This window comes from Aquimonas sp. (assembly GCF_044377145.1).
Taxonomy (GTDB): Bacteria; Pseudomonadota; Gammaproteobacteria; order Xanthomonadales; family Xanthomonadaceae; genus Aquimonas.
On record NZ_JBILJQ010000046.1, the window covers coordinates 1 to 19,052 of the forward strand.

At 68.5% G+C, this 19,052-nt stretch carries 16 protein-coding genes and 1 pseudogene; 5 read left to right on the top strand and 12 right to left on the bottom strand.

Translation table 11 applies throughout. The annotated features are described in order from the left end of the window. Positions 1-361: 361 nt before the first annotated feature. Complete coding sequence (locus ACIQ7H_RS14010; RefSeq protein ID WP_395792517.1) at positions 362-940, bottom strand: hypothetical protein; 579 nt, start codon at positions 938-940, stop codon at positions 362-364. Positions 941-1,024: 84 nt separating this feature from the next. Here ACIQ7H_RS14010 and ACIQ7H_RS14015 point away from each other — a divergent pair, with 84 nt between their 5' ends. Further along, a complete protein-coding gene (locus ACIQ7H_RS14015) occupies positions 1,025-3,811 on the top strand; it encodes a hypothetical protein (protein WP_395792519.1) in 2,787 nt (928 codons plus the stop codon). Positions 3,812-3,841: 30 nt separating this feature from the next. Here the strand turns inward: ACIQ7H_RS14015 and ACIQ7H_RS14020 are convergent. Both ACIQ7H_RS14020 and ACIQ7H_RS14025 read right to left on the bottom strand, forming a co-directional pair. Next, positions 3,842-4,123, bottom strand: a pseudogene (locus ACIQ7H_RS14020) (helix-turn-helix domain-containing protein); the annotation flags it as partial. A 256-nt stretch (positions 4,124-4,379) separates the two neighbouring features. Beyond that, a complete protein-coding gene (locus ACIQ7H_RS14025; protein ID WP_395792521.1) occupies positions 4,380-4,724 on the bottom strand; it encodes a hypothetical protein in 345 nt (114 codons plus the stop codon). A 405-nt stretch (positions 4,725-5,129) separates the two neighbouring features. Between ACIQ7H_RS14025 and ACIQ7H_RS14030 the strand changes: the two genes are divergently transcribed. Beyond that, positions 5,130-6,293: a S41 family peptidase gene (locus tag ACIQ7H_RS14030; RefSeq protein ID WP_395792523.1), complete on the top strand. Its 1,164-nt coding sequence runs from the start codon at positions 5,130-5,132 to the stop codon at positions 6,291-6,293. Between the two features lie 115 nt (positions 6,294-6,408). On the opposite strand, the gene ACIQ7H_RS14035 is transcribed toward ACIQ7H_RS14030, so the two are convergent. From ACIQ7H_RS14035 to ACIQ7H_RS14055, 5 genes are all read right to left on the bottom strand, one after another. After that, a complete protein-coding gene (locus ACIQ7H_RS14035; protein WP_395792583.1) occupies positions 6,409-7,044 on the bottom strand; it encodes an AAA family ATPase in 636 nt (211 codons plus the stop codon). Continuing rightward, positions 7,040-7,399, bottom strand: coding sequence for a hypothetical protein (locus ACIQ7H_RS14040; protein ID WP_395792525.1), 360 nt, complete (start codon positions 7,397-7,399; stop codon positions 7,040-7,042). Before ACIQ7H_RS14040 ends, ACIQ7H_RS14035 begins: the two co-directional genes overlap by 5 nt. Positions 7,400-7,626: 227 nt before the next feature. Beyond that, a complete protein-coding gene (locus tag ACIQ7H_RS14045; RefSeq protein WP_395792527.1) occupies positions 7,627-8,034 on the bottom strand; it encodes a type II toxin-antitoxin system VapC family toxin in 408 nt (135 codons plus the stop codon). Then, complete coding sequence (locus ACIQ7H_RS14050; protein ID WP_395792529.1) at positions 8,031-8,303, bottom strand: hypothetical protein; 273 nt, start codon at positions 8,301-8,303, stop codon at positions 8,031-8,033. Before ACIQ7H_RS14050 ends, ACIQ7H_RS14045 begins: the two co-directional genes overlap by 4 nt. A gap of 166 nt (positions 8,304-8,469) precedes the next feature. Continuing rightward, on the bottom strand, positions 8,470-8,913 hold the full coding sequence (locus ACIQ7H_RS14055; RefSeq protein WP_395792531.1) for a hypothetical protein: 444 nt from the start codon (positions 8,911-8,913) through the stop codon (positions 8,470-8,472). Between the two features lie 292 nt (positions 8,914-9,205). On the opposite strand from ACIQ7H_RS14055, the gene ACIQ7H_RS14060 reads away from it, so the two are divergent. Together ACIQ7H_RS14060 and ACIQ7H_RS14065 are read left to right on the top strand one after the other, a co-directional pair. Next, positions 9,206-9,349 (top strand): hypothetical protein, encoded by a 144-nt coding sequence (locus ACIQ7H_RS14060; protein ID WP_395792533.1) that lies wholly within the window; start codon positions 9,206-9,208, stop codon positions 9,347-9,349. 652 nt (positions 9,350-10,001) lie between these two features. Further along, a complete protein-coding gene (locus ACIQ7H_RS14065; protein ID WP_395792535.1) occupies positions 10,002-11,216 on the top strand; it encodes a hypothetical protein in 1,215 nt (404 codons plus the stop codon). Positions 11,217-11,572: 356 nt separating this feature from the next. Here ACIQ7H_RS14065 and ACIQ7H_RS14070 read toward each other — a convergent pair whose 3' ends face one another. Further along, positions 11,573-13,774: a primosomal protein N' gene (locus ACIQ7H_RS14070; protein WP_395792585.1), complete on the bottom strand. Its 2,202-nt coding sequence runs from the start codon at positions 13,772-13,774 to the stop codon at positions 11,573-11,575. A gap of 692 nt (positions 13,775-14,466) precedes the next feature. On the opposite strand from ACIQ7H_RS14070, the gene ACIQ7H_RS14075 reads away from it, so the two are divergent. Next, positions 14,467-15,813 carry a DUF3106 domain-containing protein gene (locus ACIQ7H_RS14075; RefSeq protein WP_395792537.1) on the top strand — a complete coding sequence of 449 codons (1,347 nt, stop codon included), beginning with the start codon at positions 14,467-14,469 and terminating at the stop codon, positions 15,811-15,813. Here ACIQ7H_RS14075 and ACIQ7H_RS14080 read toward each other — a convergent pair. The 3 genes from ACIQ7H_RS14080 to ACIQ7H_RS14090 all read right to left on the bottom strand — a co-directional run bounded on the left by ACIQ7H_RS14080 (position 15,794) and on the right by ACIQ7H_RS14090 (position 18,998). Next, positions 15,794-17,065: a DUF3667 domain-containing protein gene (locus ACIQ7H_RS14080; protein ID WP_395792539.1), complete on the bottom strand. Its 1,272-nt coding sequence runs from the start codon at positions 17,063-17,065 to the stop codon at positions 15,794-15,796. The two genes, ACIQ7H_RS14075 and ACIQ7H_RS14080, sit on opposite strands and share 20 nt — an antisense overlap. 93 nt (positions 17,066-17,158) lie before the next feature. After that, the gene (locus ACIQ7H_RS14085) at positions 17,159-17,776 is read right to left on the bottom strand and encodes a hypothetical protein (protein ID WP_395792541.1); all 618 of its coding nucleotides are present in this window, start codon (positions 17,774-17,776) and stop codon (positions 17,159-17,161) included. Continuing rightward, a complete protein-coding gene (locus ACIQ7H_RS14090; protein ID WP_395792543.1) occupies positions 17,709-18,998 on the bottom strand; it encodes a hypothetical protein in 1,290 nt (429 codons plus the stop codon). Before ACIQ7H_RS14090 ends, ACIQ7H_RS14085 begins: the two co-directional genes overlap by 68 nt. Between the last annotated feature and the right edge of the window lie 54 nt (positions 18,999-19,052).

The window sequence follows — 19,052 nt, forward strand, 5'->3', positions numbered from 1 at the left end:
GACTGCCGACCACGCGCAACCGCGACATCGACAGCTTGCTGCCGATCGAGGGCTGGGCGCCGATCTGCAACTGAGGCTCAGCACGGCGAGTGGGGAAGCGGTAGGTGGCTTGGGCGGACGCATACAGTGTTTCGCTACCGGGGTTTCGCGTCGACGCCGGGGAAGTCGGCAAGCGGGATACGGAAGGTCTACACGGCCGTCTTGCTGTAGTTGCCGCCGACGTGGCCGACATTGCCCTCATTGGTGACCCGCTTGAACTGTTCCTGCTCGCGCAGACGTCCGTAGCTCGACAGATTCGCGAAGGCGCTGCCGCCGTCGATGTCGCGCAGGGTGATGCGGAAGGACAGCGCACCGCCCGGGTTCAGGCTGGACGCGTAGAGCTGGGCGGCGCGCAGGCTGGAATAGCTCCAGCGGCCACATTGCGGTGGGCGAAGGGCAGCTGCGAATGCGGGGCGTTTGCCGCGAGGGCATTGCCGCTTCTGCGCACCAGCATGGCGCCGCGATCGTGCGGCACGCTGTCGTGGAGGCCTGGCAGTGGCGCGAAGCTGTCCATCGGCAACGCCGCGCCCTCGCTGAGTACTGGGTTCGTCTCGCTGAGCGCGCCACCGAGGGCGTTCTGCGAACACAGGCCGTTCTGGAAATCATCCAGCACGCGCGGACCGAACGCCCGGGACTGCTGACGAGCTTGGACACTGTTCGTGCTTGGACAGGGCAAGCTCAGGTCGTGGCTGAAAAACGGCCGATAGGCGCTCTCGCCCAGCACCTGCCAGCGCAGGAAGGCGTTGAAGAAGCCGCGCGAGACCTCGCGCTGGGTGGCGCAACCCAAGGCTCCGTGGCCCTGCAACACCCTAACGAGCGTGTCGGCATAGCAGGCATGAATGGCCCCATGCAGGAACAACAGCGCCCTGTTCACCCACTGCGTGGGCTGCGGTGCGGCCAAGCTCCAGACGACTGCTCGGTCGTCTGTCAGGTCGGCGCGGCAAGCAGCGTACGTGTGGGCATCGATCCCTCAGAGGTGCTCACCATGTCGCTCCTGCTCCGAACTCTGGCCGTGCTGACGCTGCTGCTGAAGACATCCCTTGCGCTCGGGCAATCGCTGAGTGGCGGCTTTGTTGACCCGAGCTTCAACGGCTTTGGTTGGAGCAGCGGTCCGTTTCGCGGCGAGAACGAGCGCCTGTCGAGCAGCGCCGAGAACGCACAAGGGATGCTGGTGGCCGTAGGCAACCAGGGTAGCGGCACGCCGCAGTGCATCGTGGTGCGCTATCGCAACAGCGCGTTCAACGGCACCAGTACGCTACCCCTGCCGGGCTTGAGCCTGGTCTTCTGCAGCAAAGTGCTGGCATTGTCCGACGGCAGCTTTCGCATACTGGGCGCGGGCTTGCAGGCCAATGGGCAGTACTCGGCCCTGGTCATCGCACTGACCCCGGACGGTGTGCTGGACACCAGCTTCCAGCAGCAGGGCCTGCGCCTGCTCAATGGCGATTTCAGCTGGCGCGAGAGCACCGAGCAAACCCTGTTGAGTTCAGCAACGCTGGACGCACAGGGCCGCGTGCTCGCGGTCGGCCGGGTGCTGAACTCGGCCAACAGCACCTCACGTGGCCTGATCGTCCGGCTGCTCAGCGACGGCAGTCTGGACAGCAGCTTCGCGGTGGACGGCTCGCGACCGCTGGCCGACTACAACCCACCGACCATCTTCGCCCACAGCACGGCGGTCGACAGCGCCGGCCGCGTGTACGTGATGGGCCACACCGTCAATCCGGGCACGCCGGACGCGGGCGTCATCTTTCGTCTGCTCGCCGACGGCCAGATCGATCTCGACTTCGGCCCGGGCATGGATGCGCCGCAGCGCATCGGTGGCGGCGGGCGCGGCTTCATCGGCCAGTGCTATCGCGTGCTATCGCTGTGGCTCGACGCGCAGGACCGCATGGTGCTCGGCTGCGAACCGGACCCGAGTGGCAGCACGCCGGGCCCCATCCGTGCCGCCGGGGTGCTGCGCCTGGCCACGAATGGCCAGCCGGATACCGACTTCGGCGGCGGCGATGGCTATGCCGAGCCGCTGGCATGGAACTCGCCGGTCGGCTACTTGCGCGGAGCCCCACGCGTTGCCGTCAGCGACGGCGGTCAACTGTTGGTGGGCGGCACGCTGGTGCGCAGCGCCGGCAATGCCGATCTGCAGGATGTCTACGTCACCCGCCTGAACGCCAACGGCAGCGTGGATGGGTCGTTTGGAAGCGCAGGCACGCACCAGTCGCACTACACCATCGATGACTGGCGGAACACCGACTACAAACTCGAAGAGCTGGCCGAACTGCGCCTGGATACGCGCGGCCGCGCCGTGCTGAGCGGTAACTTTGCCGACGCACTGTCAGGCAGCAGTGAAACCTACGGGCTGATCGCCCGCTTGGGCATGGCTGATCCGGCTGCGGATGCCGGCTTTCTCGATCCGGATTTCAGCTCCCGCGGATACCGCCTGCTGCGCATCAACGATGTTGCCGGGCCGCGGCAGTCAACGCTGGCGGAAGATCTGACGCTGGACGCACAAGGACGTGCGGTGGTGATCGGCTCGCTGTATCTGGAGACCTCGCCGTTCAGTGCGGTCTGCGGCATCAGCCGCAGCTTGCCCGATGGTCGGCCCGATCCGGGCTTCTCGGGCAACGGCGAGCGCGGCATCAGCCTGATCGCGGGCGGTGAAACCTACTGCAATGCGGTGCAGGCGCTGCCCAGCGGTGAACTGCTGGTGGCCGGCTGGCGCAGCGGTGTGGACTACACCGCGACCGTGATCCGCCTGCAGGACGACGGCACTGTGGACACCCAGTTCTGGGGCGACGGCGTGCTGGAGTTGCGTGAGGATCTGGACCTCGGCGCTCGACAGATCTCTGCCTTCTTCCGCGCGATGACGCTGGATGCGCAGGGCCGCGTGCTGCTGTTGGCCGATGGCAGGGCCATCGGCGCGCAGGACCCCGGCTTTCGCTGCGGCTTCGGCAATCTCAACGACGAGTGCGGCCTGCTGATTCGTCTGCTGGCCGACGGCAGCCTCGACACCGGCTTCGGCAACAACGGTCTGGTCCTGCTGATTTCGCCGACCAATCCGTCGCGGATCCGGGTTGGCGATCTGGCGCTGGATCTGAACGGCAACGTCCTGGTATCTGGCGCCGACGGTTCGCAGCCGAACGATGAGTCGGCGGTGCTGTACGAGGTGGGCGACGACGGCGTGGTCAACCAGCGGCTGCGCCTGCGCAGCAGCACCGGCTGCAAAGCGGCCTTCGCCCTGGCCGTGGACAGCAGCAATGCCCGATTGCTCGGCTGCAGCCTGCCGGCCGGCGGCGCGGTGCTGCGTCTGCTGCCGAACAATGCCGTCGACCTCAATTTTGGTCTGGGCGGGCTGGCGGCCGTCGACTACTACACCAATGGTAGCGGCGACACGGCCAGCGTCGGCGCGATCCTGCCGCAGTCGGACAACAGTCTGGTGGTGGTCGGCACACACCAGCAGGGCTCGTTCTGGGAAGCCGCCTTCGGCCGTTACGACCTGGGGATCACCAAGTTCGACCGCTTCGGCAACCGGGTCGTCTACCCGTTCTTCGGAGCAGGCTACGGCAGCCGACTGCGCTTTCCGGAACTGCCCGGCGCGTTTGACGAATACCCAACCGCCGCGCTGCAACAGGCCGATGGCCGAATCGTGGTCGCCGGCACCTTCGCGGACGTACGCCCCGGCGTGCCGCAGCAGGACAGCACGCAGATGTACGTCGCGCGCATCAGCAATCCGCAGCCCGAGCCGTTGGCGCCGGAGGTGTTCAGCGACGGCTTCGAGTGAATTCCCGACGGGGTTGTCGCCGGGCGACTGCCGGCAGCGGCGCAGAACGCTAGGCCGCATCGCTTCCTCGACAGCGAAGCCGCAGCTGCTGGTAATCCGCTTGAGCGCCGCGTTCGAGTGTTCGAGCTGAGCCAGGGCCGCCTCCACCCGCAGGCCATCCAGGCGGCGCAGCGGCGGCAGGCTGAAGCTCTCGACGAAGCGACGCCGGAACTGGCGCTCGCTCATGTGCAGCGCTCGGCCAGCTGTTCGACGTAGTGATGCGCCGGGTTTTGCGCAGCCCGTCGGCCAGGCTGGTGAACGCCGAGCGCGCATAGCTGGCCGGGAGCGGCGCGCTGAGCCGGCGCTGCCCGCCGCCGCGTTTACTTGCCATCACCAGCCATCGGGCGGTCTTCAGCGCGGCACGCCGTGCTCGGCCGCCACCATCGCCAGCGAGAGGTCCATCACCGCGGTGACGCCGGCCGAGGCCCAGACCGCGCCGTCCGTTCGCGTACAGCGCGCCCGCCCGCCCGCACGCGCACCGTAGATGGCGCTGACGCAGCTCGGGATCGTCCAGCCAGTGGGTGGTGGTCTAGCGGCCTTGGAGCAGGCCGCTCTCGGCCAGCATCCAGGCACCCGCGCCGCGCAGCCAGTCGACGACCTCGCGCTGGGCGTGCTGCCGATCCAGCGCATCGCCGATGCCGGCGCTGACCGGCAGGGTGTGGATGCCGCTGCCGTCGATCTCGTCGATGCCAGGGTCGGCGACCAGGCGCAGGCCGGAGGCCATCCGCACTGGCCCGGGCCGTGCACCGATCAGCAGGGTCCGATACCGCGGCCCCGCCTCGGCGACATCGTCCTGCGCCTGCCGGCTGACCACCGCGAAGACCTCCAGCGGACCGGGAGAATCGAGACTCTGCCCGCCCGGAAAGACCAACATCGCGATCGACTGGCAGGCGTCGGCTTGGGGCCGGTTTGCTGGGGGCCTGAGCCTGGGATTGGAGTACCCCGGGGCTGCGAGCGCGCGAGGCCTTGGACTGGATCAAGGGCAACGCTTAAGCGCGTCGCGCGATGGGACTTCTAGCGCAGTGCCACTCGCCCTGCATGACCGCACTGTTTTCGATTGCTTATGCAGCGAAGCCGCCGGCAAGCCTCGCGTGATTGCGGCCCAACCACGCATGGCGCATCACCCCCCGAGAGGGTGCAAGCCGTCGAGGCGTTGATCGTTGACACCTGCAGCGGGTGAGATCCGGAGGAGCCCGACGCACCCTGCAACCCGCTGTGCTCTGCCCGTATCCATACCTCCCGAAGCACCGCCATTCCACGGTGCATGCAGGAGCGATCGATGACAACGGTGAACAGTGCAGGGCGAGGCGTGCCGACCTTGGCCATGGAACGGATCGCCCAAGCTGGCGTGCAGACCCGAAGGCTTCGCCAACTGCCGGTGCGCCTCTGCGCGGCCCTGATGGCATTCGCCCTGCAGGCCACCGCGGCCATCGCACAGCCCGGTCCGCCGCCCGACCCCGCCGGGGTCGCCATGACGGCCGATCAGAATCGCGAGGTGGTGCTGGCCCTGGCCGAGGTCATGCGCGAGCGCTTCGCCTTTCGTGACCGCGCCAGCGAAGTCGCAGGGGAGATCGAGGCGCTGGCGCAGCGCGGCGCGTTCCGCGAGGCCCGCACCGCGTCCGAGCTGCTGGCGCTGATCACGCAGCAGATCACGCCCATCGTTGACGACCGCCATTTCCGCGCCCGCTACTTCGGGCCCGAGATGGTCGCAGGCTTCAGCGAGGCTCCGCCGACGGCGGACGAAATCGCGGCCTTCCACGAGGACCTGCGCCTGCTCGGTGGCCACGTGCCGGAGCTGCGCTGGTTGCCCGGCAATGTCGGCTACCTGCGCATCCGGATGTTCTACGACGCCGCCCCCAGCACCGAGCAGCTGGCTTTGGCGATGGGCATGCTCGCCCATACCGGCGCACTGATCGTCGACGTGCGCGGCTCACCGGGCGGCGAGCCCGCCGGCGTGGCGAACGTGATCGGGCACTTCGTCAGTACCCGCACCTCGACCGTGCGCACGCAGGGCGGCGATACGCCGACATCCGAGCGCACCTTCTACGCCGAGCCGCGAACCCCGGCGTTTACCGACAAGCCCCTGTACGTGCTGGTCGATGACGACACCGGCTCGGGCGCCGAAGAATTCGCCTACGACCTGCAGGCCATGAAGCGCGCCACCCTGGTCGGCGAGACCACCGCGGGCGCGGCCACCCCGGGCGGCTATCGCCCGCTGGCGCATGGCTTCGTCGCCTTCATCCCGATGCAGATCGTCGCCAACACGATCACCGGCACCAACTGGGAAGGCGTCGGCGTCGTGCCGGACATCACCGCCCCATCCGCCGAGGCGCTGACGCGCGCGCATCGACTGGCGTTGGAAGCGATTCTGAAAGATGCGCAGGGTGTGCATCGTGCGATTGCTGAAGAGGGCTTGGCGTCACTTGAGCCCGCGAGCCAGTGAGGCGCACGTCGGCGGCTGCTTGGGTCGAATTTGCGAGCCAGTGATGGATCTGCGCACCGGGTCGCGGATGCTACGAGGCTAGGCCTGTCGATCGCCATGCGCCATGCGCCATGCGCTATACGCCGAACAGGCTTGCCACCAGCGGCCGAGCCCATGCGGGCGTGCATGCCAACGCCTTCGCGTCCATAGGATCGGGAATGATCAAGCGACCGCGCTCCACCAGGGCGACGCGCACGGGAGCGGGGACCGGCATGCCGACCTCGACAGAGGCCGAGTTGTCATACACCTGAACTGTGTGCACGAGCGGTGCGAGCGTGATCAGGTTGGCGATCGAGGTGTTCCCGCGGCTGCGGATCTTGTGCTCCGGGATGTCGTGGCCACCCGCCGCGACTCTCGCCTTGACGCGTTGGATGTGCAGCTCGGGCGAGGCGAGACCGCAGTACCAGATCATCACCTCGTGCGTCGCGCAGGCCTCACCCAGCTTCCGGGTGAAAGTGCTGGCCCCCAGCGTGGTCTCGAAGGCGTAGTTGCGCCCGTGCGCCAAGGCTTGTTCAAGGCGGGCCTTGCCTTCCCGCCAGGCCAGCGAATCTGCTTCGTCCTTGCTGAGATCCTCTTGGAGCTGAAGCCGCGTCGACAGCTCGTCCGGGTTGAACCATGTGGCGCCGCGACGCCGCAGAGCCGCGCCGCCGATCGAGCTCTTGCCGGCGCCGTTTACGCCGGCAAGCACCCGCAGAACAGGGCGCCGACTAATGGCCTGCCCCCGCGACCACCGAACCGTCAAGCTCGATGGGCTCGTCGAAGGCCTCGCGCAGCGCCGCTTCGCCTTCCGGCGAGTCCAGTACCTGCAGGCGCTGGTCAAACTCTTCGCGCAAGGCCTGCAGACGGGCTTCGATGCGCTGTTCGCGGCTGCGTTCGGCTGCGAGCAAGGCCTCATACCGTTCGGGCGCGACCACCCAGGCCTGCGCCCGGCCGTGCGCCAGTACGCGCACGGCCTTGTCCCGGTGCGTTTCGGCACGCCGAACCACCGCCACCCAGCTCTCCTTGACTGCGCTGGCGGTGACCTCGGCGACGTCTGTCGGTACTGTTTCGATTCGCTCGGTCGCCATCGCGCGGGTCCAATAAGGGTCTTATGGCCATAATGGGCCACATCCCTGGGGTGCTCAAGGTCTGGCCTCTCTGGGGAAGGCGCGCGTTGCGGCTCATGGCCTTGGCAGGGCACGGCGATGCGGGTGTCGCCGATGCGCGCGACCAAGTTGGAGATCTGCGGCTTGGGTCGAGGATGCTGCGAAGCTGAACCTGACTCTGTTGCTCTTCCGCCCGTGCCCGTGCGCGCTCAGATCCAGCTGATGCTCAAGCCTTCAACCCGCGCGAAGCCGCGATCCCCCGTCAGCATCGAGTGGTCACGGCCCAGTTGTAGACAGCAGGCCGCCTGCAGGGCGTCGGGCGTGCGTAGGCCGAAGCGCCCGCGCAGCTCGGTGGCGAGCTCGACCGCGCCGCGGTCGAGTTCCAGCCAGATCAGATCTGGCTGCTGGAAGAAGGCATCGAACCGCGCCAAACGTTCGGGTGAGCCCGCCTTGATCGGCCCCACCCGACACTCCAGCCAGCTCAGTCGGCTGAGCGCAATGCGCAGACCGGGATGGGTGGCAAGAAGCGTCTGCAGCTTCTCGCGCACGCGAGCGGCCAGATCGGTTTGGCCCTCGATCAAGTAGATCAGCGCGTTGGCATCAAGGAAGGCGATCACCAGTCTCGCCCCGCCTCAAGCTCGGCATCGATCTCCTCGCGGCTGCGCTGGCCCTGCGGTGCCTGCGTCAGCAGCCACTGCAGCGCGCTTTGGCCGGGCACGGCCTTGGGCTGGCCGTGAAGCAGGCGCTGGTACTCGGCCTCGCTCAGCACCACCGCGGCGCGCCGGTTGCGTTTCATCAGGTGCACCGGCCCGAGCGCCAAGCGCTCTTCGATCACCGCCAGACCGTGTCGTTTGATCTCGGCGCTGGTGAGGATGTTGTCGGGCATGGCTCAATCTCCAGCTGCGTCAGGGCCGGAGGCTAGCACGCATCCGTACTGAAAAAGATACCGAAAGCATTGCTGGCGAACTGGGGCGGGCTTGCTAGCACGTGAGAGATCTGCGAGCCCGGCGGCGGGCGCTGCGAGGACAGTCCCCGCCGCAGCCCACGGGTCGTCACGGCTCAGCCAGTGCTGCCCAGAAGCGCATGATCCGTCTGGACGAGGCGAACCAGATCAGGCTGGCGCAGGCAGCCCCGAGCAGAACTGCATAGCTATGCTGCAGCCACGCGAAGAGGTCGCCCATCGAGTCGATGCTCAGATAGGAACCCATCGCCATCTCATATAGCCCACCGAAGGCTGACATCAGCACCACCGGCACAACCGCGAACAGCGCATGCGCCGGACGCCACGGCAGAACCAGCAGGAAGGGGACCATGTAGAGCGCACCGCGCAGCACCTCCGGCCAGTCGCTGCAGCCCGGATCCAAGGTCATGAGCCCACTGGTGGTGCAGTAGAACGAACACAGGGAGTATCCCGGCAGCGCCATGCCGACCAGGCCAAGCAGCAGAGTCAAGGGATACCGAAGCGACGGCATGAATCGCCGCAAGATGTGCGACATGTTCGATCCTCGATGCATCCTCAAGCCGCTTTGGTTGGGGCGGCGGCGGTGCCTCGCAAGGCTTCCGCGCACATTCACGCGCTGTGCTGCGCGGCTAGTACGAGACCTCGCCTCGCCCTGCTTTCGTTTTGATGGCAGCAGGGCGAGGCGTCGCCTCAGATGCGTCAACGCTCAGAGGACTGCACCCATGGCCGAACCGCAACTTTCAGTCCTCAGCGCAAGGGCACTCGAATTGGCGCACTGACTGGCGCGGCGCGAGCAGCGCACCATCGCCGAAGTGGTGGAGCGTGCCTTGGAAGCCTACGAGGCTGCGCAAGCAGGGCGCGAACCGGCCGCGAGCTTCTACGCGCGCCTCAGCCAGAACTTCGGTACCGACATCGACCTGGATGCCCTACTGCATGAGCAGCGCCAAGCGCATCCCGGCATCGAGCTGTGATCGTCCCCGACAGCAAGCTCGCGTCCGAGACGCCGTAGCGCAGGTTCGATAGCTGCCTTCTGCGTTGACCGGAGGTGGTGGCTGCGGGTGGTCTAAAGTCGAGCTCTGACGCCGTCGCACCTCCGGGGATGTGTCAAAACAAGGCCTGACCCTCGGCCTCTGTGTCAAAACAGGACCTGACCCTCGCGCCCTGACCCTCGCGCCCGTCGTCTGGCTGGCGCTGCTGCTGCTTGGGCTGGGCTCGGCTGGAACGCTGGCAGGCCTGCGCCGATTGCGCGCTGCCCTGCCAAGCGCGCCGCGCGACTGAACCTCGCTGCAGCGGTCTGCCGCGTCGGGCTACAAAGTCGATACGAAATGACTACATGGCGGTGCGTGAGCGGCCGGGAGCGCCAGCGTATGTTGGTGAACATATCGTCCAGGTCGAGGCGGGCTGGCTTGGACCAATCTCACCGAGGTGCCGAACACCCGGCTGAGACACCCGCCAGTCGACGGGCTTCCGGCCTGACTCGCGCCACAATTCGCCGGCGTATTCACGGTCTGCGGAGCCGGGCAATCCGTCCGCGCTAGGCGTATGCTCGGTCGTTGCGGTGACCCGCCGGTTCTGCAATGCCGACGACTGATCCTGCGCTATACATTGAAGGAGAGCACCCGCATGAAACCCTCGATAGTCCGTATCTTGCTTGCATCCCTGCTGCTTGCTTTCCAGGCGCAGGCACAGATGCTCAGCCAGCGCATGAGCGTGCACCCGGAGAACATCGCGCCGGAGGCCGACTTCCTGGTACTGGTGGAGGACAACTGGCCCGATGGCTGCGGTGGAGAAGTTCGCGTCACCGCCCAGGCCAGCGTCATTGACATTGTCGCCGAGGCGGCCCGTCCGCCACTGGGAACTGCCTGCACCCAGGCCTTGGCGCCCTTCCAGCGCTTGATCGAGCCGCGCGCCGAGCTTGCACGGGGCAGCCAGTTCGCCGCTTCGGTCAAGATCAACTACTGGTATGACATCGGCTCCGGCCCCACGCTGGTCGAGTCCGTGGTAGTGGTGTTCAACGACAAGGGCAATTCGCCCAAGCAGGTCGACACCGGCACCTGGTCCACGCCATCTCTCGGTAACTCAGGCCTATTCATCGATCAACAATCCGGGCTGCTGACCGCCGCCCTGTTCGACTACGGCCGCGATGGCAATGCCACCTGGCATTACACCGGCGGCTGGGTCAACGGCAACACCTTCGTCGGGCCGATCAGCCGCTACTCGACCGTGGTCTGCGTCACCGCCCCGTGCCCGCGGGCGTTGCCAATGGCGGTCGGCCGTGTGCGCATGCTGCTGGACGCACGCAGCCGGATGCTGGTCGAGTTCGTCGATGTGCTGCCCCCTGCCGCTGCGGGCGGTGGGCTTGAGTACCGCCGCCTGGATTTTGAGCGCTCCGACTCGCTCGCCAACGCCTCGCTGGACATCCCCGATCTCACCGGACATTGGATGGGTGGTGTGGCCTCCGCCGCTGCCGCGGACTCCAGCCCCATCCCCGGCGAAGTGAAGGAGTGGTGGATTGCCTATGGCGGTCGCGACGACGAAGGCGGCATCACCCGCGAATTTTTCCACGCCTATGCCGAACCACTTGGCCCGGCCGACGGCCGCCCGCCGGCGACGCCTTTGGTATTCCGCATTGAATGCGCGGACCTACGTGTAGTCGATGGCCCGGTCGAGTGCGGGATCCATGACTACCCGCACTCGGTGGGCGCCTGCGTCGTCAGCTTCGGCTTCGACTCCGCTGGACAGGCCCAGTTGAGCGCCAAGGCCGAATGCAATGGCAGTCGGTCATTCGCTGCCGGCTTTCATCTGTTCAGGGTTTCCGCCTCGCCGCGAACTCGCTAGGCGCTCTGGAGCCTCGTTCAGCGCCCGAACTGCTGCTGGCAGGCCGGTGAGGCGTTGTCAGCACAGCGCGCGATGAATTGCTCAGTCTGCAGTCGTCGTTTCCGGCACCTTGGTGCCTGAGGCGACGGCTGCTAGCGCACCCTCGCAGCCGCACTCAGAGACCCCAGCCTGACAGGAGCTAGCCCGCTAGCAGCCTGTCGGGCTTTGGGGGTCGAGCAGCGCCGCCTCGCTCTCGTGCGTCTCGAGTACCTGCAAGCGCTGATCGAACTCTTCGCGCAAGGCGTGCAAACGGGCTTCGATGCGCTGTTCGCGACTGCGTTCGGCAGCCAAGCCAGGTGTTGGCGAAGGAGGCCGTCTCAGTAGAGATCGCCCGGATCCACATCCAAAGACCACCTCACCCCCCGCCCACTCTTCAACTCAAACAACGCCACATTCCAAGCTCTAAGTAAAGCCTGCAACCCCGGCCTCAGCTTCGCCGACAGCAGCATCTGCGCCCGCATCCGGCCTGCGCGCCGCGCCATCGGTGCCGGCATCGGCGCGTGCACTTCGACATTCAATGAAGGCTCGGCGGCCACGATGGCTCGTGCGGCTGCGTGGGCTTCGCGCATGAACAGGTGCAGGGCGTCTTCGCGGTGGCTGTCGGCGCGCAGCAGGGCCAGATGCGCAAACGGCGGGAAGCCGGCGGCTTCGCGTTCGGCCAGTTCGAGTTTGGCGAATGCGGGATAGCCGCCCGCGAGCAAGGTCGCCAACAGCGGGTGGCCGGGGTGGTGGGTTTGCAGCAGCACTTCGCCCGGTGCCTGGGCGCGGCCGGCGCGGCCGCTGACTTGAACCAGCAGCTGGGCCAGCTTTTCGGCGGCGCGGAAGTCGGCGCTGAACAGGCCTTCGTCGATCGTGACCACCACCACCAGCGACAGCGCGGCCAGGTCGTGGCCTTTGGCCAGCATCTGGGTGCCGACCAGCAGGCCGGCGCCGTGGCCGAGGGTTTCGAAGTGGCGGGCGAGGTCGCCGGAATCGCGGGTGGTTTCGGAGTCGATGCGCACCAGGGGCACGTCGGGGAAGCGTTCGGCCAGGGCCAGTTCCACCCGTTCGGTGCCGGCGCCCTGCGGCATCAGGGCCAGGCTGCCGCAGTCGGGGCAGGCGGGCGGCACGCGCTCACGGTGGCCGCAGTGGTGGCAGATCAGGCGGTCGCGGCCGTGCAGGGTCAGGGCGGCATCGCAGCGGCTGCAGTTGGCGCGGTAGCCGCAGTCGTGGCAGAGCAGGGCCGGGGCGAAGCCGCGGCGGTTGCGGAACACCAGGGCCTGTTCGCCGCGCTGCAGGCATTCGGCAATCGTGCTGAAGGCGGCTTCCGACAGGCCATGGGTCATGCGCTGGCGGCGCGCGTCCAGCACCTTGATGCGCGGCGGGCGTGCAGCGGCGGCGCGGGTGCGCAGGCGCAGGTGGGCCATGCGGCCGGTGTTGGCCAGCTGCAGGGTTTCCAGCGCCGGGGTGGCGCTGCCGAGCACGATCGGCACGCCCAGGGCCTTGGCGCGGACCAGGGCGAAATCGCGCGCGTGGTAGCGGAAGCCGTCCTGCTGCTTGTAGCTGCCGTCGTGTTCTTCGTCGATCACGATCAGGCCGGGCTGCGGCAGCGGCGCGAACACGGCCGAACGGGTGCCGACCAGCAGGCGGGCTTCGCCGCGCGCCATGGCGGTCCAGGCGCGGGCGCGGGCGCCTTCGGGCATGCCGCTGTGGTAGCTGTGCACTTCGACATTCAGCCGGCGCTGGAAGCGACGCAGGGTCTGCGGGGTCAGGCCGATCTCGGGCACCAGCACCAGGGCCTGGCGGCCGGCGGCGAGGCAGGCTTCGATCGCCTCCAGGTAGACCTCGGTCTTGCCCGAGCCGGTGACGCCCTCCAGCAGCAGGGGCGAGAACTGGCCGAGGCCGCCGAGAATTGCGGCCACCGCGGCGGCCTGTTCGGGGTTGAGCGGCGGCGGGTTCTGGCTGGCGACGCGCAGGATCGCGCTGCCGCGGCATTCCTCGGCGAAACCGCGGCCGAGCAGGCTGCGCAGGGCAGGGCGCCAGTCGGGCAGGCGCTGGTTCAGCGCGGCGGCATCCAGCGCGCCTTCGGCCGCCAGCCAGTCGGCCAATTGGCGCGGGCGGCCACCGGCGCGCAGCTGTTTGAGGTTGGCGGCGCCGATCGCGGTCAGCCGCCAGGCCAAGGGGGCGGTGTCGGGCAGCGGTTTGCCGGCGCGCAGGTCGACCGGCAGCGCCGCCGCCAGCACTTCGCCCAGCGGGCGCTGGTAGTAGCCGGCGGCCCACTGCAGGCTGGTCAGCAGTTCGACGGACAGGATGGGCTGGGCGTCGAGGCGCTCGATCGCCGGTTTGAGCTTGGCGGCGGCGATGCTGGATGCACCCACCGCCGCCACCACGCCGACCGCGCTGGCGCGGCCGAACGGCACCCGCACCCGGCAGCCGACCCAGCCCGGATCAGCCTGCGCGCGGGCCGGCGGCGCGTAGTCGAACAGGGTCGGCAGCGGCAAGGGCAGGGCGACGCGGAGGATCGGAGCTGGCATGGGCAGGAGTTTAGCCGCGTGGCCCGGTCGGCCTGGCGGGCAGGGGATGGACTTAGCGCACGCTCTTCACCCGGGGCTGACGAAAGTGGGCTAAGTCGGGGCCCCGCTTTGGTTTTTCGGCTTATCCACATTGCCTGTGGATAAGTCGGTGGATGAAGTCGGCCGCAGGGCTGCGGCGGCGCTTTGGCACAGGGCTTCCATGGATTGTGGCTATTTTTTGACCAAGCAAAAAAGATCAACGAAAACAATAGCCTGTGTTTTTAGTCTGTGACCAAGGGCACGGGCTCAAACGCCCGGCCCTTGGTTCGGACCCCGGCTTGGGGGGTTTCCGCAACCTGTGCACAAGTCAATAGCGCGGGAAGCCAGCAGACAGGCCGAAGAGCGTCTGCGCTGAGAAAGTCAAGCCGTGCGCCTCCGCTGACATCGGCACCGTGCGTCGGCGCACTGTGCGTAGTGGGTCCGCGGTCTGCGGCCACTCCGCCTGCGCGACGCGCGTGATTCGGGATCGGCCTCGATGACTGCGCCGGCGCTGGCCGCTTACGCAGCGACAGATCAGCCGCCGGAGCGCGCGTAGACCGACGTGCCGCAGGGGCTAGAATCGCGCCCCGCCGCCGCCGTACCGCGTGCGCATCCACAGGCCCGGTTTTCTGATGCAGGTTTCAACGCCGTTCCCGCCATCGCCCTCCGTACAGCGCTTGATGCAGGCGTGGCTGCGGTTGGAGGGTCTGGCCAGCGTGCCGGTGCCGGGCGCCGGCACCGAGCTCGCGCGCTGGGCCGAGCTGTGCCGTCGTCTGCAGGACCGCCGTCTGCATCAGCCCGAGCTGCGTCCGCCGGCGCCGGGGCCGCTCGCTCCGGCCGCGCTGCGGCTGTGGGCGGTGCTGCCGGGCCCGACCCGCGACCTGCTGGTGCTGCGGGTGGTTGCCGGACAGGAGCTGGCCAGCATCGCCCTGCTGCAGCGGCGTCCGCCGGCCCTGGTCGAGCGCGAGTGGCTGCTGATGGCACGGCGGCTGTCGGTGCAGGACGCTGGCTGGACCCGCGGGTACCGGCGCGCGTTCGAGGCGCCTGAGACCGTGCATGCCGCATCGGACGACCCCACGATCGACACCGACTCGACCGCGGCCAGCCCGGCGCTGCGCATCGCGCTGTCAGTTGCCGCGGTGCTGTGTCTGCTGGGCGCCGCGTTTGCACCGCAGCTGCAGCACTGGCTGCTCGACCCGGCCCAGCAGCGCCTGCAGGCGCCGCCCGCGGTGCCGGCGCCGGTGCTCGAAACGGTGCCGCTGTCGGCTCCGGATTTCGCCCTGTGGGGCGACACGGTCGAATTCGATCTGCTGGCTGATCTCGATTTTCTGCTGTGGCGGCTGCTCGAATCCGGCCACGTGATGGCGGCCGACAGCGCCCCCGCAGAGCCGTCCGCACCGCGTCAGCTGCCGGCCGAGCGCACCACGCTGGACCCTTGGCGCAGCCATTGGCCGGAACTGGACGACCCGCACCGCGCCGTGCTTTGGTCGCATGCGGCGCTGTGGGACGGCCTCGATGAGGCCGGCCGGGCGCGACTGCTGGCGCGTGCCGAAGCCTTCCAGGCGCTGTCGCCGCAGGCGCGCGCCGAACTGCGCGATCAGCACGCCGCCTGGATGCGGCGGGGGCCGGGCACGCGTGCCGCGGTGCTGGCGACCGCGCGCGGCTTTGCGGCCGCCGAGCCGACCCAGCAGGCGGTGCTGCGGGAAACCTTCCAGGCCCTGCCCGAAGCGGTGCGGCGCGGCCTGCTGGCGGGCAAGAGCCCGGCGCTGGCCGAGCTGGCGCGCGAGGTGTTCGCCTTCGTGCCGGAGGAGGAGCGTACCGCCACCGTGGCGATGCTGAGCGCGCTTGCGGCCAGCGACCACGCCCTGCTGCTGGCGATGTCGCGCCGGCTCGATCCGCCCGCGCGTGAGGCCCTGCGCCGCGAGCTGCTGGCGGCTGCGCCGATCGCACGCGCCGGCCTGTTGACCGCGCGCGCCGCCGAGGTCGGGCTGCGCCGCCGCAGTGGCCCTACATCGCCACCAGGCTGACCATCAGCGTGGCGGTGACGGCGAGGCTGATCAACAGCGTGTAGGCGGTGCCGATCAGGCTGTACTTCAACACGGTCATGATCCAGCCCTGCCGGTACACGCGCTTCTGCATGATCAGCAGGTAGAGCGGCATCCACACGATCAAGGCGATCTCCAGCGCGCCGAGGGCCGAATGCACAGGGCCCGCGCCGACCGCGCTGCGAGCCAGGGTAAGCAGGGCCAGCAGGAGCACCGCCAGGCTGAGGAAGGCGTGGCTGTGCAGGGCCACGATCAGGTGCTCCATGTACAGCCTGCGCTTGAGCAGGTAGGCCAGCTTCAACAGCAGCGCGAACAGAGGCAGCATCACGAAAAGGGTCTGCGGCAGCAGGTCGAGCACATAGTCGCCCAGGCGCTGGCGGTGGCTGCGCTCGTCGCGCAGCAGCGTCAGGTTGTCTATGGCGCGCTGCAGCCACAGGTTGATGCGTGCGTTGGCCGCATCCGGCAGCCAATCGACTTTCACCGGGTTGGTCTGTGCGTCCCAGGCGCCGTCGCCGAAGCTGATTTGCGGGCGTTCGCGTCTGGGCGCGGGTTCGCTGGCAGCAGGCGTCGAGGCGGCGGGGTCCTCAGTCTCGGCGGGCGATACCGTTGCCGTGCTCGCGGCCGCCGTGTCGGCCTCATTCGCCGCCTGCAGGCGGCGGATGCGCAGATCTGCGGCCTGCTCGATGGCCGTGCGGGCGGCGCCCAAACCAGAGGCGAGACCCGGCACGTCGGGGTTCTCCTTGATGCGGCGATCGAAGTCCGCCAGCAGCCGATCACGCAGCGACTCGACCTCCTCGACGCTGCTCGCGCTCGCGAAGTCGTCACTGTTGACGAGGCTGGTCTGATCGCCGCTATCGGACTTGACCATGTCATCGCCGTCCGGATCAACGCTGAGGCGCGAGGCGAGGAAAGCCATCAGGCAGATGAACACGAACAGCCGCACCGGGCTGACGTAGCGCACACGGCGGCCGGCGAAGTACTCCAAGGTGAGGAAACCGGGCAACACCAGCAGCGGGCCAAGCGTGCGGAAGATCCGGCCATCGATGTTGAACACGGTGTCGGCGAAGTCGCCGAGGATGCTGCCGAAATGCCGCACCAGGCCCTTGGTCGGCTGGCCGCAGGCGTAGCAGTGCTCACCCTTGAGTTCAGCGCCGCAGTTCTCGCAGTTGCGGCGTGGGGCGTCGATCTGCGCGGTCGGCGCGGCGGCAGCAGGGAGATCGGGGGTGGCTGACATGCGCGAAGGGCTCGAAGATCGATGGGAGGCGGCCGGTGTGCCGGAGGTGAAGGATACCCGCGGCCGTCCGCGCGGATCGTGGCCTGTGCGGGCTCAGTCAGCGGCGCGTGCGTGCCCGCCCTCGCGCAGACGGAACACATCGACCCATTCGGGCTGCAGCGCCGAAAGCCGCAGCAGCACCGGCTGGCCATCACAGCGCCACATCCGACTCAGCCAGTTCGCGTAATCCGGTGGCTGCGCCTGGCCCGCGCGTTCGAGCTGCACCTGCAGCGCGTTGATCGTGTAGCCGAGGTCGACCACCGCCAGCCATTCACCCGCGGGGCAGTCGGTGGCGAGCTCGACGCCAAGCACACCCCGAGCGTGCAGCGGTGCCAGCCGCTCCGGCAGGTAGCGTGGATCCAGACGCAGGGCCACGCCGACGGGTGGATGCACGATCGCCGTCGGCGTCAACAGGGCGAATCCAGCGAAGCGCCGGACGGTGTCGGGGCCGGGCTTGGGGGCGATCAAGCCGAGTGCGCGGGCCGAGGCAATCGGAACGCCAACCAGATGCTGGCCCGGGTCTGCACCGCTGATCTGCGGTAGCGCACCGTCGCAGGACAGCGCCGCGGGCGCGGCCTCGCCCATCTGTACCAGCGCCGCCAGCTCACCGTGCAGCCGCCAGGTCGCCGGCCCTCGCGGGCAGAGCCGCCGGGCCAGTCTGCCGAGGTCCATCAAGGGCAGGTAGGAACGCCCGTCGATCTGGCTTGGGTCGGGTGGCCACAGATCGGCATGCAGGCTGATCGGTACGTCCAACTGGCCGTTGCTGCGAGCCTTGAACATCACCGCGCCATGCGCGGCCAGCCCGCTCAGGCTGACCACGTACACCAGCAGAGCGATCCGCGTGCGCTGCGCGGGCGCGATCAGCGACAGCGCGCCCAGTTTGACCAGGGCCAGTACCGGCAGCAGGGCGAAGATCATCCATGGCGTCACCGAGCTTCTGAGCAGGCTGATCGCCGCGGTCGCCAGCAACAGATACAGCCACAGCCCGGCAAGCTGGACATCGCCGGCGCGGGCGCGCCGCCAGGCCGAGCAGCAGCAGGGCCGCGCTGGCGAACACGGGCAGCGGCTGCGAGGTCTGCAGCAGCAGGCTGTCAGCGTAGGTCTCGCCGCGCAGCAGCAACCCGGCGATATCGGTCGGGATCTCGCGCAGGCGCTGGCCGTAGTCGCCATCGGCGAAGTAGCGCAGCGAAGCGTCAACCTGGGTGGTCCTGCCCTGCAGTACCTTCCAGGCCACCGGCAGCACGGGTAGAACGCCGCCGCCGACGGCTGCCAGCACGCCGCGCCAAGCACGGCGCTGCGGCCACAGCAGGTAGCCGAGCAAGGGCGCCAATACCACCGCGGTGGGGTGCGCGTGCAGCGCCAGCGAGAAGCACAGACCGGCCGCAAACCCGCGCCCTGCAGACAGCGGTCGGCGCTCACGCCGGACCGGCAGCGCCAGCAGCAGGCAGGCCAGCACGGCCGTTTCGGTGACGCTGGCGTGGGTGGGCGTGAGCGCCCCGACCCACCACCAGCCGGGGAAGGCGATCAGCGCTGCCAGCGCCAGCCCGCCCGCATTGCCCGCCAGCTGGCGCCCGAGCGACGCCGCCAGCGGAACCTTCAGCGCTGCGATCAGGCTCATCGTCAGCGGCAGCAGCACGAACTGCGCGGAGACGAACAGCGGCAGGGCCAGCACGAAAAACCACGCGGGCCCCAGCGCCCAGGTGCCATTGATGCTTGGCCCAAGCAGGGGCAGGGGGTGGCCGAGTGCAATGACGGTGGCATTGGTGAAGTCGCGCGCGGTGTCGGTGACTGCCATGCCGAACAAAAACGGCAGTGCGACGGCCACCGTCAGCACGCAGACGAGGGCGGCGAAAACTCTGGAAAGGTGCGCGTCAGGATGGTGGGCGAGTTTCATGGCGTGACTGTCAACCGGCAGTGGTTCAGAGGCCGCGCCGGCCATGATCTCGGG

What these genes read in the sequence shown, in the direction of transcription:
- ACIQ7H_RS14015 (WP_395792519.1), top strand. Translation starts at nt 1,025, where the DNA reads ATGTCGCTCCTGCTCCGAACTCTGGCCGTGCTGACGCTGCTGCTGAAG.
- ACIQ7H_RS14025 (WP_395792521.1), bottom strand. Translation starts at nt 4,724, where the DNA reads ATGTTGGTCTTTCCGGGCGGGCAGAGTCTCGATTCTCCCGGTCCGCTG.
- ACIQ7H_RS14030 (WP_395792523.1), top strand. Translation starts at nt 5,130, where the DNA reads ATGACAACGGTGAACAGTGCAGGGCGAGGCGTGCCGACCTTGGCCATG.
- ACIQ7H_RS14040 (WP_395792525.1), bottom strand. Translation starts at nt 7,399, where the DNA reads ATGGCGACCGAGCGAATCGAAACAGTACCGACAGACGTCGCCGAGGTC.
- ACIQ7H_RS14050 (WP_395792529.1), bottom strand. Translation starts at nt 8,303, where the DNA reads ATGCCCGACAACATCCTCACCAGCGCCGAGATCAAACGACACGGTCTG.
- ACIQ7H_RS14055 (WP_395792531.1), bottom strand. Translation starts at nt 8,913, where the DNA reads ATGTCGCACATCTTGCGGCGATTCATGCCGTCGCTTCGGTATCCCTTG.
- ACIQ7H_RS14065 (WP_395792535.1), top strand. Translation starts at nt 10,002, where the DNA reads ATGAAACCCTCGATAGTCCGTATCTTGCTTGCATCCCTGCTGCTTGCT.
- ACIQ7H_RS14075 (WP_395792537.1), top strand. Translation starts at nt 14,467, where the DNA reads ATGCAGGCGTGGCTGCGGTTGGAGGGTCTGGCCAGCGTGCCGGTGCCG.
- ACIQ7H_RS14080 (WP_395792539.1), bottom strand. Translation starts at nt 17,065, where the DNA reads ATGTCAGCCACCCCCGATCTCCCTGCTGCCGCCGCGCCGACCGCGCAG.
- ACIQ7H_RS14085 (WP_395792541.1), bottom strand. Translation starts at nt 17,776, where the DNA reads ATGGACCTCGGCAGACTGGCCCGGCGGCTCTGCCCGCGAGGGCCGGCG.
- ACIQ7H_RS14090 (WP_395792543.1), bottom strand. Translation starts at nt 18,998, where the DNA reads ATGAAACTCGCCCACCATCCTGACGCGCACCTTTCCAGAGTTTTCGCC.